The sequence below is a fragment of the Actinoplanes sp. NPDC051851 genome (assembly GCF_040681165.1).
Taxonomy (GTDB): Bacteria; Actinomycetota; Actinomycetes; order Mycobacteriales; family Micromonosporaceae; genus Actinoplanes.
The window spans coordinates 124,689-141,599 of record NZ_JBFAYF010000013.1 but is presented as its reverse complement, the minus strand read 5'-3'; the positions used below and the strand labels follow the sequence as shown (position 1 = coordinate 141,599).

The following is a 16,911-nucleotide window of genomic DNA, read 5'->3' as shown; positions in this document are numbered from 1 at the left end:
CTCACCCTCTCCGCTTCTTGTCGGAGCCCTTGTCCTGGCGCCTCTTCAGCTCCCCCTTGACGCGCTTCATCTCCCGGCCCAGCTCCTCCAGGCAGGCTTCGAGCTCGGCGTCGCTCGGCGGTTCGGCGTCGTCCGCGCAGGGTTCCTCACACGCGTCCTCGCCGTCGTGCGGCACGAACGGTTCACGGGACGACGGCTGCCCGGCGAACCGCTGGTCGGACCGGACATCCGTCCACGTGGACGGCCCGTCGTCGAGTGACGCGTCGACCGCCGGGCGCAGCGCCGGCCAGGTCAGCACCGGCGGCGCCGACACGACCCGCCCGGTCTCGCCGTCGACCAGCGCGATCGGCACCTCCGCCGCCGCGAAGACGGCCGGGAACCGGAGGCCGCCCGTGTCCTGGAAGAGCCGATCCCGGTCGGTGCCGTCGAAGATCGCGGAGACCGAGTCGCCGGTAGCGGTGGCGCTGCCGGCCAGCGGGAGGACGAGGTCCTCCAGCCTGCGCCCACCGCGGGCCTGCACCACGAAGGCCGGGATGTAGCTGGGCCGCAGGTGCAGGCCGCGTACCTCGACCCGGAAGAAGTTCTGGTTCTCCTCGACGGTGTAGGGCGGCACGGTGCCGCTCAGGTCGGAGATCTGCGAGATGGTGACGTCCAGCAGGACGGCGCCGGAGAACCGCCCGATCCGGGCCACCGCGGTACCCAGCCGCTGCAGCAGGCCGCACAGCCCGGAGACCGCGATCCGGGTCCGGGCCGCGTACATCCCGGGCGGCAGCGGCGTGCAGCAGCCCAGCGGGAGGTAGCTGACCGCGGACGCCCGGCCGCACCGGCAGGCACCGGCACCGCCGCAGGACGGCGAGCCGCAGGGCACCAGCCGGCCCACCAGCGTCTGCCGTACGGTCTGCAGGATCTGGGCCAGCGTCGGCGCGAACGCGGTGGTCAGCCCGTCCCGCCCGGTGTCCTGGGCGATCCGCGGCCCGTCCTCGGTGAGGAAGACCCGCAGCCAGCTGAGCAGCCCGTCCAGCGTGAGCCGGGTGTCGGCGTTGAGGATGACCGTCTGCCGTTCGGCCGCCGAGACCAGCGCCGAGTCGAGCACCGCCTCGACCTCCTCGACCTGCTCGGCCGCGGCCGCCAGCAGCCGGTTGATCAGGACCAGCTCGGTGCCGAGGAAGCCGCGCCCGACGTCCTTGCCGAACGCCGCACGCTGCTCGTTCCAGGAGCGCTGCAGATCCATGACCAGGTCGACCAGGGTGACGAACGAGGTCCGGATCTTCTCCTCGTCGACCGTGTTCACGTTGTCGTCGGTCAGCCCGAACCGGTCACGCAGCGCGCCCAGCTGCCCGGGCACGTCGTCGGCGGCCGTACCGGGCTGGACCAGGGCCACCTCGGTCGGTGCGGCCCCGGAACGCGTCTTCCGGAACGCGGCGCGGGCCCGGGCGGACGGGACGACGGTGTCGAACGTCGCCGAATGTCCGGTGTCCCCGCCCGGCCGGTAGCCGCTGAGCACGCCGAACTCCGCGTCGACCAGCTCCACCCGCGGCCCGCCGGGCGTGCCCAGCTCCATCACCAGCCGCCGCACCGAGTCGCGGATCAGCGCCCGGTACGCCTCGCAGTCCTCCGGATCGCTGTCCGGCCGCAGCGGCTTCAGCGCGTCCAGGATCCGGGTGATCTGCTCGTGCCCGGCCTGCGCGCGGGTGTAGAGCGAGGCCTGCCCGCCGGTCACCCCGCCCAGATCGGCCTGGATGGCGTAGCCGCGCGGCACGTAACTCGCCTCGACGTGCCCCTCCACGGTGGAGAGCCGGAACGACGCGTCGAGCGCCGCGGTGAACGCCTTGGTGTCCTGCGGCCGGGGCCGCCAGCCGAGCACGTCGCGGATGGCGGCCGCCACCGCCGGGGTCTGGTCACCGGGCGACGACGGCGGGCCCCCGCCGGGAGCGGTGGTGAGCAGCGGGAACGCCTGATCGACGTCCACCACGGGGAGCTTCTTGGTCACGACGACCTCCTGGGCATCGAGGCGTGGCAGATCTCCTGCCAGCAGGCGTTCACGGCTTCTGCGGTACGGGCGAACGGCGCCTCGCACCGTTCGGCACTGGCCTCCACGGCGCCGCGCCACGCGGGCAGCCCGCCGCCGTGGCGACGGCTCGCCCCGCGCAGTGCGGCCACCGCGGCGTACCCGCGCATGTCCCGCCAGTAGCGGCGGTGCGCGTCGTCCAGGCTCGCGGCGACCTCGGGCAGCACCGGCACCAGCGGCGCGCCAGGCCGCAGCAGGTCGCGGGCGGAGGCCACGGATCCCTGCATCTCGATGACCCGCTCGGAGAACTCGTCCACCGCGGCCAGGTCGAGGCCTTCGGGCCGGTCCTCCTCGACGGTGAGGACCAGTTCGGAGACGGACCGCCACAGCTCGTCGACGCTGGTGGCGAGCTGGGAGGCCGCGGCGGGCAGGGTCAACGGGATCATCTCCTGGACAGCTCGACGTAGAAGTTGCGCATCAGCCGGTCGGCCGGGGCGAGCCCGCGGTCGAGGGCGGTCCGGACGGCACCGATCAGGAAGCGCTCCGGCACCACACCGGGGTCGACGCCGCGCGCGAGCCGCCCGGCCGCCTCCTCGATCATCAGCTGGTGCCGCGGTTCGAACGTGATCACCTCACGCAGCGCCCTACCGCCGAGCGACCGGAACCGCGTGTAGCAGACCGCCTCGACGACCAGCGGGATCACCGTCGGCCAGCTGTCGAGCAGCGCACGCGGCATGGACGTACCGCGGATGTCGGGGTAAAGCCGCCGCCAGGCCCGCCGGAACTCCCCGGCCCGCTCACCGAAACCCATCCGGGCCAGCAGCTCGCAGGAGAGGAACGTCCGCAGGTAGGGCGTCGGATGCACCCCGGTCGGCGCGTAGTGCAGCGCCTGCTCCGGACTGCGCCCGATCACGTCCATCAGCGAGGCCACGAACGACTCGCCGCCGAGCATCACCCCGAGCATGTCGCCGAAGATCTCCCGGTTCCACCGGGCCCAGACCCTTCCCACCGTACGATCGACGCCCGCGCCGTCCAGGCGCCGGACGATCGCGCGGGGCACCGCCCTCTCCAGCTCCAGCTCGTTCTGCAGGTTGTGCGAGACCTCGTGCAGGATCGCGCCCATCGTCCACGGGTTGATCAGCCGGTGATACGGCAGCTGGACCAGCGGGAACGGGTTGAGCTGCCGTCCCAGCCGGCGCAGCGGGACGCCCCGCCGGTAGGTGGCCGGCGAGAACCCGGTCCGCATGTACGCGAACGGCGGCGGCGCCGGGATGCTCCGCGCGTTGCCGAGGTGCATGAAGACGTGCTGATAGCAGTCGAGCGAGATCCGATCACAGGCCACCAGCCATTCCCCGTACGCGCTCTGCCGCTGCCCGAAGAGTTCGAGGTAGAAGTCCCAGACCCGCTCGACGGCGCGTACCCGGTCATGCGCGGCGGTCTTGAGCTCCAGCATCCGCCGGGTGACCGCCGGATCGAGCATCCGCCGCGCGTCCCGGGAGGCCGACTCCAGCTCCTCGACGATCGCGTGCAGCGGGCGCCGCAGCGTGACGAGCAGCCGGTTCACCGCCTGGACGTGACCCTCGCTCGGCCGCGCCACCCCGGTGCCGAACTCCTCCCGGGTGAAGTCGCGCAGCGCGTCCAGATGCCGGCGGACGTTCAGCGACTGACCGGACAGGTAGGACCGCAGGAGATCGGGTGCCGCGGCCTGCCCCCGATCCCGTACGGGAGGAACCGGCCGCGGCACCGTCTCAGCGGCGACGCCGGCCACGGCGGGGTGCCGGGCGCTTGGCGGGCCGCGGTGACGGGGAACCCCCGCCGCCGTGCCGGTCATGGAACCGGCGGTCGAAGACGCCTACCGCGTCGGCCGCCCGGCGCCGGTCCGCGGGCTGCCGGAGCACCCGGGAGGCGACCGTGGCGAAGGTGCGGATCACCGACTCGGGACGCGGCGGCCGCCCCGACGCCGCCTGGTCCGCGAGGCTCTGCGCGGTCCGCTGGAGGATGACCGGGACCGTGGTGAGGAACGAGCGGGTGGCCGGGTTCTTCCGCAGCTGACGGCCGAGCCGGCTGACGCCGCGGACCAGCGCGGGCGCGCTCCGGGACAGGATCTCCTCGGCCCGCGGGACCAGCCGGGCGGCCATCGGCACCATGGCACCGAGGAACGCCTCGGCCTCCGCCTCGTCGGCCGCCTTCGCCGCGCGGCCGGCCAGGTGCGCCATCAGCTCCGCGTCGCGGTAGATCCGGCGGACCGGGTTGACGAAGTCCTCGTCCTCCTCCTCGCGCTCGGCCTCCACCTCGTACTCGAACTCGAACTCCTCCTCCAGTTCGTCCTCGGCCTCGTCCTCCTCCTCGAACTCGAACTCGCCGAGCTGCGCGAAGTCCTCGAACTCGTCCTCCAGCTCGACCTCGAACTCGGATCGGCGGCCGTGGCCGTCCTCGCCCTGGATCGCGGGGTAACGGAAGTTCGCCGCGGAAGTCGTCATCGTCCCCACCCGTTCTCGCTGCTCATCGCCGGCGGCTGCTGCCGCTGACGCTCATCGGCCGGCCCGCCGTGACCGCGCCACGGGGCACCTTGACGTCGCTGACCACCCGGACGGTCCGGGCCGCCCGGCCGTCCCGCGCGGGGATCCGGATCGGCGTCACCACGCGGACCATGCCGGCGCGGGGCCGGGGGACCCGGGTGCCGCCGCCGACCGCGCGGCTGCGGACCGGCTGCCGCCGGATCATTCCGGTACGGCCCCGCAGCGGGCGCCGCGGGCGCAGGCCACGGCCGTACCGGGCGCGGCTGCCGTACCGTCCGCGTCCCCGGCCGCGGTAGCGCCGCCGGGCCCGGGCCAGCCCCTTGGCGTGCCGGCGCATCACCGCGGTCCGGGCCGGGCCACCGCCGAGCACCTGTGCCGTCGCGGCGCCCAGCGCCGTGCCGACCTCGGCCGGCGTGACCGGCTCGCCCGCGGCCGTACGCCGCAGCAGCGTCCGCGCGGCACCGTCCACGATCCCCGGCGTCAGGCGCACCGCCTGCCGGGTCCGCCGGTTGCCGTGCAGCATCCGGGTCACCACGGCCGCCCCGCGCAGCAGCGCCGGCAGCATCGCCTCGAGGTCCCGCCGGTCCCGTGCGGAGAGCGCGTTGTACGCCGCCACCCCCGCGAGCGCCTCGGCCTCGGCCTCCGACTCGCTCGACGCCGCCTGCGCCGCCAGATACTCGCCGAGCGCCTGCGCCCCGGTCAGCGGTGCCGACGCCATCTCCTCGAACTCGGCCTCGACCTCCGCCTCCATCTCGCCCTCCAGCTGCGAGGTGATGCCCCGGGCGAGCGCACCGGCGGCCGGCCCGCCGATCGCGGTGGCCACCAGCGGCCCGGCCGTCTTGGCGAGCTTCCGCAGGAACGGCGCGGCCTTCTTGAAGACGTTGCGGAGCCGGCCGAAGAACTCCTCGGCCTCGTCCTCGGCCTCGTACTCGTCCTCATATTCGGACTCGAACTCGCCCTCGTACTCCTCCTCGCCGTCACCGCCCCCGCCGCCCAGCAGCCGGCCGACGAGACCGCCGAGGAACGCCTCGTCCTCCTCCTCGCCCTCCTCTTCACCGAGGAGCCCGCCGATCGTGTTGGCGATGGCGCCGAGCGGGAAGAAGTCCTCGTCCTCCTGCTCCCACTCGTCTTCGTCCTCGTACTCGAACTCGTCCTCGTATTCCGACTCGAACTCGTCCTCGTACTCGGCTTCGAGCTCATCCTCGAGGTCGGTGGACTGACGCGACATGGGGTCCTCCTCGCTCGGCGCGGTTGTCCTCCCGACATGGCACCGCCCACCCCGCCGCCCCGGGAAGTCACACATCGGCGGGACCCGCATCGCGGGTAGCTCACCCGAGCTACACCGCTCGTGCGTCCTCCGTACGCCCACCCCACGGCCGTACCGTCAGGCGGTGATCTATGCATCCGATTTCGTCGGCCTCCTGCTCAAACAGGCAGGTGACCGCTACGTGTACGGCGTCGAGGCCACCGGCGACGACCCGGGCGCCTTCGACTGCTCGGAGCTCGTCGAGTGGGGCTGCGCCCGCCTCGGCGTCCGCCCGCCGATGCCCGACGGCTCGTGGATGCAGGCCCGCCACTGCCGCACCTACGACACCATGGTCCCGCTGGACGTCGCGATCCGTACCCAGGGAGCCCTGCTCTTCCGCTTCAGCAGCAGCCCGTTCAACGGCGCCCGCCCGTCCAGCGCCCACGTCGCCGTGAGCCTCGGCAACCAGAGCACCATCGAGGCCCGCGGCACCGACTGGGGAGTCGGCTGCTGGACGGTCGCCGACCGGGGCTGGACCCACACGGCCCTGGTCCCCGGCATCCGCTACGCCGCCCCGCTCCCGCCGCCCCCCGCCGATCCGGCGTCGGCCGCCCCGCCGTGGCCCGGCCGCTTCCTGACCCAGCCCCCGCTGATGCGCGGCGACGACGTCCGCCGCTGGCAACAGCAGATGACGGCCCGCGGCTGGCGCCTGACGGTCGACGGCGTCTACGGCCCCGACTCCGAGGAGGCCTGCCGCGCCCTCCAGCAGGAGTCCGCCCTCCAGATCGACGGCATCGTCGGCGCCACCACCTGGCGTGCCGCATGGACCCCCGCCCCGACGTCGAGCTATCCCGGCCAGCCCGGCTGAGAGCCGATGGTCCACCCCACTCCTGCTCCGCCGGCCGGCGAACCGGCGCTTCCCGCGGCGGCGACGTAGCGACTCGTGACGAGATGACGGGTGTACCCCGGTCGGGTGGGCCGGGCCGTCCCGCAGCGGATCGGAGCTGGGCTTGGAACCACATCCCTCGATCGGGGTGTTGACCCCACGTGACCGGAAGTCAACTCTGTGGCGCGGGTCCGGGCCGGATATGGCGCGGGCCACCAGAAAACGTGAGCGTCGGAGGGGCAGCGGAATGGGCCGCGCAACGGGGTCGGTGTCTGCCGAGGGTGGGCGTACGATCCGCAGCCGTATCGTCCGCATGCTGGCGCTGCCGCTGGCCGCGATGCTGGTGCTGCTCGCCGTGATCTATGCCGACGAGGTGGCCGGCTATCGCACCGCGGCCGCCACCGAGCGCCGGGTCACCGTCATCCTCGCCGTGCAGAGCCTGGTCCAGGACCTGCAGCAGGAGCGCGGCATCACCGGAGCGGTGCTGGGCGGTAACGCGACTCTCGGCGCCGAGGTCGACGCCGCGAGGAGGCGGGTGGACAGCCGCCGTACCCAGGTCAGGAGCGAACTCGGCGGCGGTGACGATCTGGCGGGGCAGGCCGCGGAAGCGGTCGGTGAGCTGGAGAGCGGCCTCGCCGCGGTCCGGGCCCGCGCGGACGCCCGGAGCGAGGGCCGCGACGCGGTCTTCAACGACTACAGCGACCTGATCGAGCAGGTCAGCGAGAACTACCGGCACCTGGAGATCGTCGACGACGACTCGTTGCGGCTCGGCGCCGAGTCGCTGGAGATGCTGACCGAGGTGAAGGAGGCGACCGCCCAGGAGTGGGTGTTCCTGGACGGCGTCTTCGCGGCGGGCCGGTTCCGGGACGGGGAGTTCGCCAGGTTCCTGGCGATCATCGCGTCCCGGGACCTGTCGTTGGGCGAGTTCGACGAGTTCGCCAGCCCGGAGTCGGCGGCGGCGAAGTCGCAGCTGCTCGGCTCGGAGGCGGCGCTGCGGGCGAGCGCGCTGGAGAAGGCCGCGCTGCAGAACCGGGTAGGCAACGTCCAGCAGTGGTGGGATTCGGTCACCACGATGCTCGACGACATGACGGTCCTGGCCGAGAAGATCGCCGCCGGCACCCAGGAGCGCGCCGTCGAGCTCCGCGACCGGGCCACCATGCGGCTGCTCGGGCTCTCCGGTGTCGTCCTGCTCTGCCTGGCCGGCTCGGCGTACCTGGCGATCGCGGCCACCCGGGCGATCGCCGAACCGCTGACCGGGCTGGCCGAGGCGGCGGACCGGCTGGCGGGGGAGCGGCTGCCCGAGGCGGTACGCCGGGTGGTCGCCGGCGAGGACGCCGGACCACCCGGTCCGGTGCCGGTCGAGCCGGGCGCCAGCACCGAGGTGCGCCAGGTCGCCGGCGCGTTCTCCCGGGTGCAGTCCACCGCGTACGCCCTCGCCGCCGAGCAGGTCAAACTGCGCCGGGCCAGCGCCGAGTCCCTGGCGAACCTGGGTCGCCGCAACCAGAACCTGCTCCGCCGGCAACTCGGCTTCATCACCTCGCTGGAGCGGGAGGAGACCACCCCGGCAGGCCTGGCGAACCTCTTCGAACTGGACCACCTGGCCACCCGGATGCGCCGCAACGCGGAGAGCCTGCTGGTCCTGGTCGGCGCGGCCAGCCCTCGGCAGTGGACCACCCCGATCCCGCTCACCGACGTGATCCGCGCCGCGGTGTCCGAGGTGGAGGAGTACCGCCGGGTGGTGCTGCGCCGGATCGACGAGGCGACCGTGCAGGGCTCGGCCGGCACCGGGCTCGCCCACCTGCTCGCCGAGCTGATCGAGAACGGTCTCGCCTTCTCGCCGCCGGACATGGAGGTGGAGGTGCACGGCCGGCGGGTCGGCGACGGCTACCTGATCGCCGTCTGCGACCAGGGGATCGGGATGAACGACGCCGAGCTGGCGCGCGCCAACGAGCGGCTGCGCGGCGAGGGCGACTTCATGACGGTCCCGGCGCGGTTCCTCGGCCACTACGTGGTGGGCCGGCTCGCGGCGGAGATGGGTATCGACGTACGCCTCAACCATTCGGCGGTGACCGGCGTGACGGCCCGGATCACCCTCCCGGCCGCGGTCCTCGCGGTCCAGGAGGCGATCGCGCCGCAACCGCTGGCCGTCGAGGTGGATTACATAGTGCTTCCCGAGATCCCCGGCAAGAAGTCGGAGATCCCCCGGCCCCGACCCCCGGCACCCGTCCTCAGCCTGGTCGAATCCGCGACGCGAACCGAACAACAATCCCGCCGCACCGCGAACGGCCTGCGGAAACGCATCCCCCGAGCGGCCCGTCCCACTCCGGGAACACCCCGGGCGGGACGCGAGGCCGCCGGCGAGCCCGAGGCCGTCCGTAGCCGCCTGACAGCACTGCGCGACGGGATCAGAAGGGGAGAGAACAGATCATGAGCGTCGAACCACTCACCGCCGACCGGCACCAGTTCAACTGGTTGCTCGGCAACTTCGTCCATCAGACCTCCGGAGTACGCGACGCCGTCGCGGTCTCCTCCGACGGCCTGCTGATCGCCGGCTCGGACGGGCTCACCCGGGCCGAGGGCGACCAGCTCGCCGCGATCGTCTCCAGCATGGCCAGCCTCGCCCGGACCGCCTCCCGCCGCTACGACTTCGACGGCCTCAAGCTCGTCATGATCGAGATGCAGCGCGGCTTCCTGGTGATCTCGGTGATCCCCGGCGGCAGCTGCCTCGGCGTGGTCTCCACCGCAGACGGCGACGTCGGCCTGATCGGCTACGAGATCTCCCGTCTCGCCGAGCGCTTCGGTGAGTTGCTGACGCCCGCCCTGATCGCCGAGTCGCGGGAGCACTTACCCCGATGAGGATGCGCGATGAGGATCCGGTGGTCCGCCCGTTCATGCTGACCGGCGGGCGGACCCAGCCGGTGCAGGACGGGTTGCGGATCGAGACGCAGCTGCATGCCGTGCCCGCCGCGCTCTCCGCGCCGCTGCGGTTCGAGGCCCGCCAGATCGTGGAGCTGTGCCAGCGGCCGATGTCGATCGCGGACCTGTCGTCGGCGCTGGTCGCGCCGCTCGGCGTGGTCCGGGTCATCGTCGCCGACCTGATCGCCGAGGGATACATGCTGGTGGAGGACGCGCGGGGCGAGCTCTCCGTCGCGCTCATCGAGAGGATCGTGGACCGTGTTCGGGCGCTCTGAACCGGCTGAGCCGCGTACGCCGGTCGCCGTGAAGATCGTCATCAGTGGCGGTTTCGGCGTCGGCAAGACCACCTTCGTCGGCGCGGTCTCCGAGATCGAGCCGCTGGTCACCGAGGCGGAGCTGACCGAGCGCTCGGCCGGCCTGGACGATACGTCGATCGTGCCCGCCAAGACCAGCACCACGGTGGCTCTCGACTTCGGCCGGATCACTCTCGACGATTCTCTCCTCCTCTACCTCTTCGGTACGCCCGGACAGGACCGTTTCGCGTTCCTCTGGGACGACCTGGTGGACGGTGCGCTCGGCGCGGTCGTGCTGGTCGACACGCGACGCATCGAGGACTGTTTCCCGGCCGTCGACTACTTCGAGGAACACGACATTCCGTTCATCATCGGCGTCAACGCGTTCGACGACGCCCGCCGTTTCGACCTCGCCGAGGTCCGGGAGGCGCTCGGCATCCCGGACGGGTTTCCGGTGGTGGAGTGCGATGCGCGCCGCCGCGATTCGGTCAAGACCGTACTGGTCGCGCTGACCGAGCGGGTCCTGAGCCGGCGTCTGGAGCGTGCCGGCGCCCGATGAAACTTGACTGTTCGGGTCAACTTCGTTGGGTAGACAGTCGGCATGAACGTCATCGGAGCAGGATTCGGGCGTACCGGAACTCTCAGCCTCAAGACGGCGCTGGAGCGGCTCGGTGAGGGCCCCTGCGCGCACATGGTCGACATGCTCGGCGACGACGAGCGCTGCCGGCACTTCACCCGGGCCGCCCGTGGTGACCGGGCCGGTCTCACGAAGGCCTTCGACGGTTATCGCGCCACCGTCGACTGGCCGGGCTGCTACTTCTGGCGCGAACTGGCCGAGCAACATCCAAAAGCCAAGATCATTCTTACCGTACGCGATCCGGAGGAGTGGTACGCCAGTGCCGAGCGCACGATCTGGACCATCTGGAACAGCCCGCTCCCGCCCGGCATGAAGGACTTCGTCGAGATGTGCGACGCCACCAACTGGACCGGCGCGTTCGGCGGCCGTTTCGGCGACCGCGATCACGCCATCGACGTCTACCTGCGGCACAACGAGGCGGTCCGCCGGACGGTCCCGGCGGACCGGCTCCTGGAGTTCGCGATCGGTCAGGGCTGGGAGCCGCTCTGCGACTTCCTGAACCGCCCGATCCCCGCCGAGCCGTTCCCGCGCCTCAACGACAGCAAGACCTTCAACGCCGACATGCCCGAGGTGGTGCGGCAGATGGAGGATGCGCCCGACCGGTAGCCTCGGCGGCGATGCTGCCACCCGACGTGCTCGCCGTCCTCGCCGAACTCGCCCCCGCCGCCGCCGAGCGACCCCTCGACGTCACGCGCGGTGGTCAGTCCCTGGTCTGGCTGGACGCCGAGCGCGCACCGCGGACCCGGGCCACCGACCGGCTCGCCGCGCTGGACGTCCTGCACCGGGAGGAGCGGATCCTGCACCGCGGCTGGGGCTTCCTGGCCGGCAGCGTCGAGATCGACGGGAAGAACCGCAAGATCCGCGTCCCGCTGCTCACCCAGCCGGTGCACCTGGAGCGCTCGCTGCCCGGCTACCGGCTGATCCCGGCCGGCGACGTCGAGGTGACGCCGCTGGTCGAGGACCGGGACCTGGCCGCCGCGATGGAGGCCGCGCCCGGCCTCGCCGCGCCGGGGTGGCTCTCCGCGACCGGCAGCCGCGCCTGGTTGCGCTCGGTGGCCGAGGCGACCGGCCTGCGCTTCGACGCGATCACCGAGCCGCCGCGCCGGATGCCCACCGACCGGCTGATCCTGATCACCGGTTCCGCGCTCTTCGTGGTCCGCGACGTCTTCGGCGGCGGCCTCGGCAACAGCCTCCGCAACTGGTCCGCCCGTGATCTGACCGGGACGGCGTTCGCCGCGATCTATGGTGTGAATCGGTCATCCGCTGTCGAGGACGAGACTCCGGTCGTCTCGCCGCTCCCGCTGAGCGAGGACCAGGAGGACGTCGTCCGGCACGCCCGGACCGCCCCGGTCACCGTGGTCTCCGGCCCGCCCGGCAGCGGCAAGAGTCACACGGTGGTCGCCGCCGCCCTCGAGGTGGTCCACCGCGGCGGATCGGTCCTGGTCGCGACCCAGTCACCGCACGCCGCCGAGGTGCTGGCCGGTCTGCTCGCCCGCTATCCGGGCCCGGTCCCGGTCCTCTTCGGCGACGCCGCGGCCCGCGACAACCTCGCCACCGACCTGACCAGGGGCGCCGATCAGGGCGTCTCCGCCGGCGTGCTGCGGGCCGATCGCGCGGCGGTCGCCTCCGCTCTCTCCGCGGTACGCGCTATCCGCACCGCGCTACAGGAGGCCCTGGCCCAGGCGGAGAATGCGGCCACGCTGGACACCTTTGCGCCCCGTCTCCCCGGGCTGGCCGCCGACGTTCCGGGCGCTTTCCACGACGACGTCGATCCGGCTCTCGTCCGAGATCTGCTGGGCAGGTCCGCGGCCGGGGGCTGGTGGTCCCGTCTGCGTGCCCGATCAGCCCATCGGCGGGCCCGGAGAATGGTGCGCCCGCTTCCCGGCGTACCCCGGGAAAGGGTTGAAGAAGCCCTCGCCGCGAGCACCGCGCAGCGCGCCGCGGCCCATCTCGCCGCGACCGGGGGCACCGATCTCGCCCGGCGATGGGCCACCCTGCACGCCGCCGAGGACGCGTTACGAACGGCGATCGGCGCGGCGATGCGCAACGACGCCCGCAGCGCCGCCCGCTGGGACCACGCGTCCCGCCGCGCCGCCGGAGCCCTCGCCGCCGCCCTACGGGCCGGCCGGAACCGTCGCCGCGAACTGCTCACGAAAATGGACGCGGCGCCCTTGGTCCGCGCCTTGCCGCTCTGGATCGGAACGGTCGCCGACGTCGAGGACCTGCTTCCGCCGTCCCCGGGCCTCTTCGACCTGGTCGTCATCGACGAGGCGTCACACGTCGACCAGATCCGCGCCGCACCGGTCCTCTCCCGCGCCCGGCGCGCACTGGTGGTCGGCGATCCCCGCCAGCTCCGTTTCGTCTCGTTCGTCAGCGACGTCGACGTATCCCAGGTCCTCGACCGGCACGGCGCCGACGAGCGCCTCGACGTCCGCCGGATGAGCACGTACGACCTGGCTGCCGGCGCCGCCCCGGTGACCTGGCTCGCTTCTCATTTCCGCAGCGTCCCACACCTGATCGGCTTCTCCGCGAAGCGCTTCTACCAGGACCGCGTCGCGGTGATGACGCGTACGCCCACCTCCGATTCCCTCGACGCGATCGACGTGGTGCACGCCCCCGGCGACGAGGTCCCCGCCGCCTTGCGCGAGATCCGTTCCCTGGCATCGTCGGGCCACCGCGGTATCGCCGTCATCTCGCCGTTCCGCGCCCAGGCGGACGCTCTCGAAGCCGCCCTGATCACCTCCTTCTCCGCCGCGGAGATCGAGGACCTCCGGCTCCGGGTCGGCACGGTGCACGCCTTCCAGGGCAGCGAGGCCGACGCGGTGGTCGTCTCCCTCGGCCTCGACGACACGGACGGCCCGAGCCGCCGGCGTTTCGTCACCGATCCCCAACTGTTCAACGTGATGGTGACACGCGCCCGAAAACGCCTGGTGGTGGTCCATTCCCTGACCGCACCGTCCGGCCTGATCGGCGATTTCCTCACGTACGCGGCCGGTTTCTCCGTCCCCGCCGCCCCGTTCTCCCCGATGGGCTGGGCCGCCCGGATCGCCACCGAACTCGCCCAGCTGGAGATCCCGGTGCTCGCCGGTTACACGGTCGGCCCGTGGACGATCGACCTGGTCGCCGGCGCACCGGCCCACCCGGTCGGCGTCCTCTGCGGCGTCCACCCGGACGGCGTCCCCGCGCACCTGGCCCGCCAGAGCGCCCTGCACCGCGCCGGTTGGCGGTTACTCGACGCCTTCCCGACCCGCTGGCACGGCGACCCGCGCCGCGCCGCCCTGGAGATCGCCGCCGCGACTCAGCCCAATGGCACGTATGTCCCCGCCGACTCCGGCGTCTCCCTGAGCATCACCCCATCAACCACCGAATCCACGGGTACGTCATAGATCAGCCGCCCGTCGATACTCCCGCCCGTCGGGAACTCGTCGAACAGATTCGACCGCGCCCGAATCTGCGCCGCGGCATCCGCGAGATACTCCTTCCCCTGCCGATCCCGCAGCCGCGCGAACGAGATCCCGGGCTCCCGCGTCGCATCACTCACATTGACGACCCTGATCCCCATCACGCAGAACCGCCCCACCGGTCTCCGCCCGCCGACATCGGCGATCCAGGCCCAGCGCTTCCACCGTTTCGGCTGCATGCCGCACCCTGTCGGCAGCCGTACCCCACCGGTTTAGGTTGTCCCCATGCCTTCTCACCTGACTCCCGGCACGTCCGGCGCCATCCGCCGTTTCGCCGGCTGGGTCGCCCAGGGTTCGGTCGGCCACCCGCTGCTGACCGGCATCGACTACTGGTCCGAGCTGGCCGACTCCCCGTCCCAGATGGAGACGTGTTTCGCCGTCTTCGCCAACGTCCTGGAGCTGGACGAGACCGGCAACCCGCTCAACGAGAAACACGCCGAGCACCGCGCCGCCGTCTTCCTCTACCAGTACTGCACCGGCTCGCTGCCCCCTGGGGAACCTGATCTGGAGGGCTGGGAGGTCGAGCTCCACTGACTTCCCGGGTCGGGGAGTGCGTTTCCGATGGAGTGAGTCGCGTACACCGGCAGTCGATCTCGGGCGGGGTGACCCGCAGTCGCGTCGGCCCCGCATCGTGTGGTCTGCGGCGCCGTGGTCCAGCAGTCCTGAGGCGATGGGTGCACGCGGTCGGCGCTGGCGGGGCGGTGGGTGCTCACGATCAAGCGGGTGCAAGGGCTGCGGGCGTACACAATCCGTGATCGTGTGCGCCCGCAGCCGTCATGGGGGCGCCGGAAGGACACGGGCGCCGATTGTGGATCCCTGCCGCCCGCCGCGGAGCATGATCGTGAACCCGGACCGCCCCGTGCCCGCACCCGGTAAGTCGAAGATCATGAGTCGATATGGATCTTGGTGGAGCAAACCGTCTGGAGAGGGGCCCACCCCATACCGGGGGAGTCCCCCATCCCAACAGGCATCCTGCCGGAAACTTGGTGATCTTGGAGGGCCGTCTGTGGATAACTCCGTGTCGGGTGAGCTCACGAGCAAGGATCGGCACGACCGCGGCGAGGACCCTGACCGGCATTGACCAGCATGCTCAGGGCGGCTCGCGGGGCGCGGGCGGCGCGGCATCGTACGGCACTATGCCGTTGACTGATCCCGATCTTTTCACGGCGGCGGCACCGACTGGGGAGCGGGGGTGGGAGGCAATCTACGCTGGGAGGATGAAGGTTCTGTCCATCCAGTCGGCGGTGGCCCATGGTCATGTCGGCAACTCCGCGGCCGTGTTCCCGTTGCAGCGTATCGGGGTCGAGGTCGTCCCGGTCCATACCGTGAACTTCTCTAACCACACGGGGTACGGCGCCTGGCGCGGGCCGCTGATCCCGCCGGCCGATGTGGCCGAGATCCTCCTCGGGGTGGAGGAGCGGGGTGTGTTTCCGGAGATCGACGCCGTGCTCTCCGGGTATCAGGGCGGGGTGGGCATCGGTGACGTCATCGTCGACGCCGTCCGCCGGGTGAAGGCCGCGAATCCGGCGGCCGTGTACGCGTGTGACCCGGTCATGGGCAACGCCAAGTCCGGCTGTTTCGTGGCGCCGGAGATCCCGGTGCTGTTGCGGGACACCGTGGTGCCGGTCGCCGACATCATCACGCCGAACCAGTTCGAGCTGGGCTTCCTGACCGGTACCGAGCCGGCGAGCATCGAGTCGACGCTCGAGGCGGTCGACCTGGCCCGGGCGATGGGGCCGTCGACCGTGCTGGTCACCAGCGTGGAGCGGCCGGACCGGGACGAGGGCACGATCGAGATGCTCGCCGTCGACGGTGCCGGTGCCTGGCTGGTGACCACGCCGCACCTGCCGTTCAAGGCGAACGGGTCCGGCGACGTCACGGCCGCCCTGTTCACCGCGCACTACGTGGAGACCAAGAGCGCGGCGGTGGCGCTGGAGCGGACCGCGTCGAGCGTGTTCGATCTGCTGGAGGCCACTTTCAGCTCCGGGAAGCGCGAGCTCCAGCTGATCCAGGCCCAGGAGTTCTACGCGTCCCCGCGCCTGCAGTTCGCGGTCAAACAGGTCCGCTGAGCCCGGGCGGCCGGTCCGGCCCGATATCCCGTCGCGCCTCGAACGGCCGTACGGGTATCGCGGCCGGGCTGGCCGCCAGGGGCTGGCGCAGCGCCTGGACCGGGCCGCCTTCGGTCACCTGCTGCGCCCGGACATCGTCGACGCGGCCCGCCGTCGTGCCCGGGCAGGCGGTTGATTCCGGCAGTATCGACCCGTGCGGGCGGTACCGTCGGTGAAGAGGACCCGCGACTCGTACGCCCAGAGAGATCCGACAGCGATGGTCAAGACCACCGAGGAACCGCAGCCGTGGACCGCCCCGACCGCCAGCGCGTCGCTCGGCGGCGGTCCGACCCGGGCCTGCCGGGTCTCGCGGGAGAGTGACGGCACTCTCCGGCTGGACCTCACCGGGTTCGCCATGGTCGGTGTCGACGTGGTCCTGCTCTGGACGCAGAACGGCACCGGTTTCAGCATCGTGGGCACGGTGGTGACCCCGCCCGCCGGCGGCATGCCCGGCGTGTACGTGCGGGTGGACAAGAACGTGGGTGCCGTCGACCGGCGGCGCTCCCGGCGCGTCTCGGTGCAGGTGCCGGTCGTGCTGATCCTGCCCTCCGGCCAGATGTTCCCCGGCCTGGCGATCGACCTGTCGCTCGGCGGGGCGCGCGTCATCGTCGACCTCGACGTCGACGACCTCGGCGACGCGGCGCTGCTCGACCTGGTCGACGGCCTGGCCCCCGGCCAGCTGGTCACCCTCGAGGTGCTGCTGCCGGACGGCCCCGCGGACTTCACCTGTCACGTGCGCGGCAGTGACGAGGTCGGCGACGTCCGCCTGCTCTTCGTGGACGTGGACGCCGAGGCCCGCGCCCGGCTGGACGCCTTCCAGCGGACCCAGTGACCCGC

General features: G+C 72.2%; 16 protein-coding genes. 10 read left to right on the top strand and 6 right to left on the bottom strand.

Going from position 1 to position 16,911, the window contains the following annotated elements; all coding sequences use genetic code 11:
- Position 1: 1 nt before the first annotated feature.
- Genes AB0M08_RS15925 through AB0M08_RS15905 form a run of 5 tightly spaced genes read right to left on the bottom strand, consistent with a single transcriptional unit; the run spans position 2 to position 5,755 of the window.
- A complete protein-coding gene (locus AB0M08_RS15925; protein ID WP_364493133.1) occupies positions 2-1,990 on the bottom strand; it encodes a hypothetical protein in 1,989 nt (662 codons plus the stop codon).
- On the bottom strand, positions 1,987-2,454 hold the full coding sequence (locus AB0M08_RS15920; RefSeq protein ID WP_364493131.1) for a hypothetical protein: 468 nt from the start codon (positions 2,452-2,454) through the stop codon (positions 1,987-1,989). Before AB0M08_RS15920 ends, AB0M08_RS15925 begins: the two co-directional genes overlap by 4 nt.
- Positions 2,451-3,776 carry a hypothetical protein gene (locus AB0M08_RS15915; RefSeq protein ID WP_364493129.1) on the bottom strand — a complete coding sequence of 442 codons (1,326 nt, stop codon included), beginning with the start codon at positions 3,774-3,776 and terminating at the stop codon, positions 2,451-2,453. The genes AB0M08_RS15920 and AB0M08_RS15915 overlap by 4 nt, the downstream gene beginning before the upstream one ends.
- Positions 3,757-4,488, bottom strand: coding sequence for a hypothetical protein (locus AB0M08_RS15910; RefSeq protein ID WP_364493127.1), 732 nt, complete (start codon positions 4,486-4,488; stop codon positions 3,757-3,759). Before AB0M08_RS15910 ends, AB0M08_RS15915 begins: the two co-directional genes overlap by 20 nt.
- Before the next feature lie 22 nt (positions 4,489-4,510).
- Complete coding sequence (locus AB0M08_RS15905) at positions 4,511-5,755, bottom strand: hypothetical protein (RefSeq protein WP_364493125.1); 1,245 nt, start codon at positions 5,753-5,755, stop codon at positions 4,511-4,513.
- Between the two features lie 163 nt (positions 5,756-5,918).
- Here AB0M08_RS15905 and AB0M08_RS15900 point away from each other — a divergent pair, with 163 nt between their 5' ends.
- From AB0M08_RS15900 to AB0M08_RS15870, 7 genes are all read left to right on the top strand, one after another.
- A complete protein-coding gene (locus AB0M08_RS15900; RefSeq protein WP_364493123.1) occupies positions 5,919-6,641 on the top strand; it encodes a peptidoglycan-binding protein in 723 nt (240 codons plus the stop codon).
- Positions 6,642-6,972: 331 nt separating this feature from the next.
- Positions 6,973-9,090, top strand: a complete 2,118-nt coding sequence (locus tag AB0M08_RS15895; protein ID WP_364493121.1) for a nitrate- and nitrite sensing domain-containing protein — start codon at positions 6,973-6,975, stop codon at positions 9,088-9,090.
- Entirely contained in the window at positions 9,087-9,515 is a 429-nt protein-coding gene (locus tag AB0M08_RS15890) for a roadblock/LC7 domain-containing protein (protein WP_364493119.1), read from the top strand. Before AB0M08_RS15895 ends, AB0M08_RS15890 begins: the two co-directional genes overlap by 4 nt.
- A complete protein-coding gene (locus AB0M08_RS15885; protein ID WP_364493117.1) occupies positions 9,512-9,850 on the top strand; it encodes a DUF742 domain-containing protein in 339 nt (112 codons plus the stop codon). The genes AB0M08_RS15890 and AB0M08_RS15885 overlap by 4 nt, the downstream gene beginning before the upstream one ends.
- A gap of 28 nt (positions 9,851-9,878) precedes the next feature.
- Positions 9,879-10,427 (top strand): ATP/GTP-binding protein, encoded by a 549-nt coding sequence (locus AB0M08_RS15880; protein WP_364493115.1) that lies wholly within the window; start codon positions 9,879-9,881, stop codon positions 10,425-10,427.
- A gap of 42 nt (positions 10,428-10,469) precedes the next feature.
- Positions 10,470-11,111: a sulfotransferase family protein gene (locus AB0M08_RS15875; RefSeq protein ID WP_364493113.1), complete on the top strand. Its 642-nt coding sequence runs from the start codon at positions 10,470-10,472 to the stop codon at positions 11,109-11,111.
- Between the two features lie 11 nt (positions 11,112-11,122).
- The gene (locus tag AB0M08_RS15870) at positions 11,123-13,891 is read left to right on the top strand and encodes an ATP-binding protein (protein WP_364493111.1); all 2,769 of its coding nucleotides are present in this window, start codon (positions 11,123-11,125) and stop codon (positions 13,889-13,891) included.
- On the opposite strand, the gene AB0M08_RS15865 is transcribed toward AB0M08_RS15870, so the two are convergent.
- Complete coding sequence (locus AB0M08_RS15865) at positions 13,804-14,067, bottom strand: hypothetical protein (protein ID WP_364493187.1); 264 nt, start codon at positions 14,065-14,067, stop codon at positions 13,804-13,806. The genes AB0M08_RS15870 and AB0M08_RS15865 overlap by 88 nt on opposite strands.
- Positions 14,068-14,191: 124 nt before the next feature.
- On the opposite strand from AB0M08_RS15865, the gene AB0M08_RS15860 reads away from it, so the two are divergent.
- From AB0M08_RS15860 to AB0M08_RS15850, 3 genes are all read left to right on the top strand, one after another.
- Entirely contained in the window at positions 14,192-14,500 is a 309-nt protein-coding gene (locus AB0M08_RS15860; RefSeq protein WP_364493109.1) for a hypothetical protein, read from the top strand.
- A 683-nt stretch (positions 14,501-15,183) separates the two neighbouring features.
- Entirely contained in the window at positions 15,184-16,035 is an 852-nt protein-coding gene (pdxY, locus tag AB0M08_RS15855) for a pyridoxal kinase PdxY (RefSeq protein WP_364493108.1), read from the top strand.
- Between the two features lie 211 nt (positions 16,036-16,246).
- Entirely contained in the window at positions 16,247-16,906 is a 660-nt protein-coding gene (locus AB0M08_RS15850; protein ID WP_364493106.1) for a PilZ domain-containing protein, read from the top strand.
- Positions 16,907-16,911: the final 5 nt, after the last annotated feature.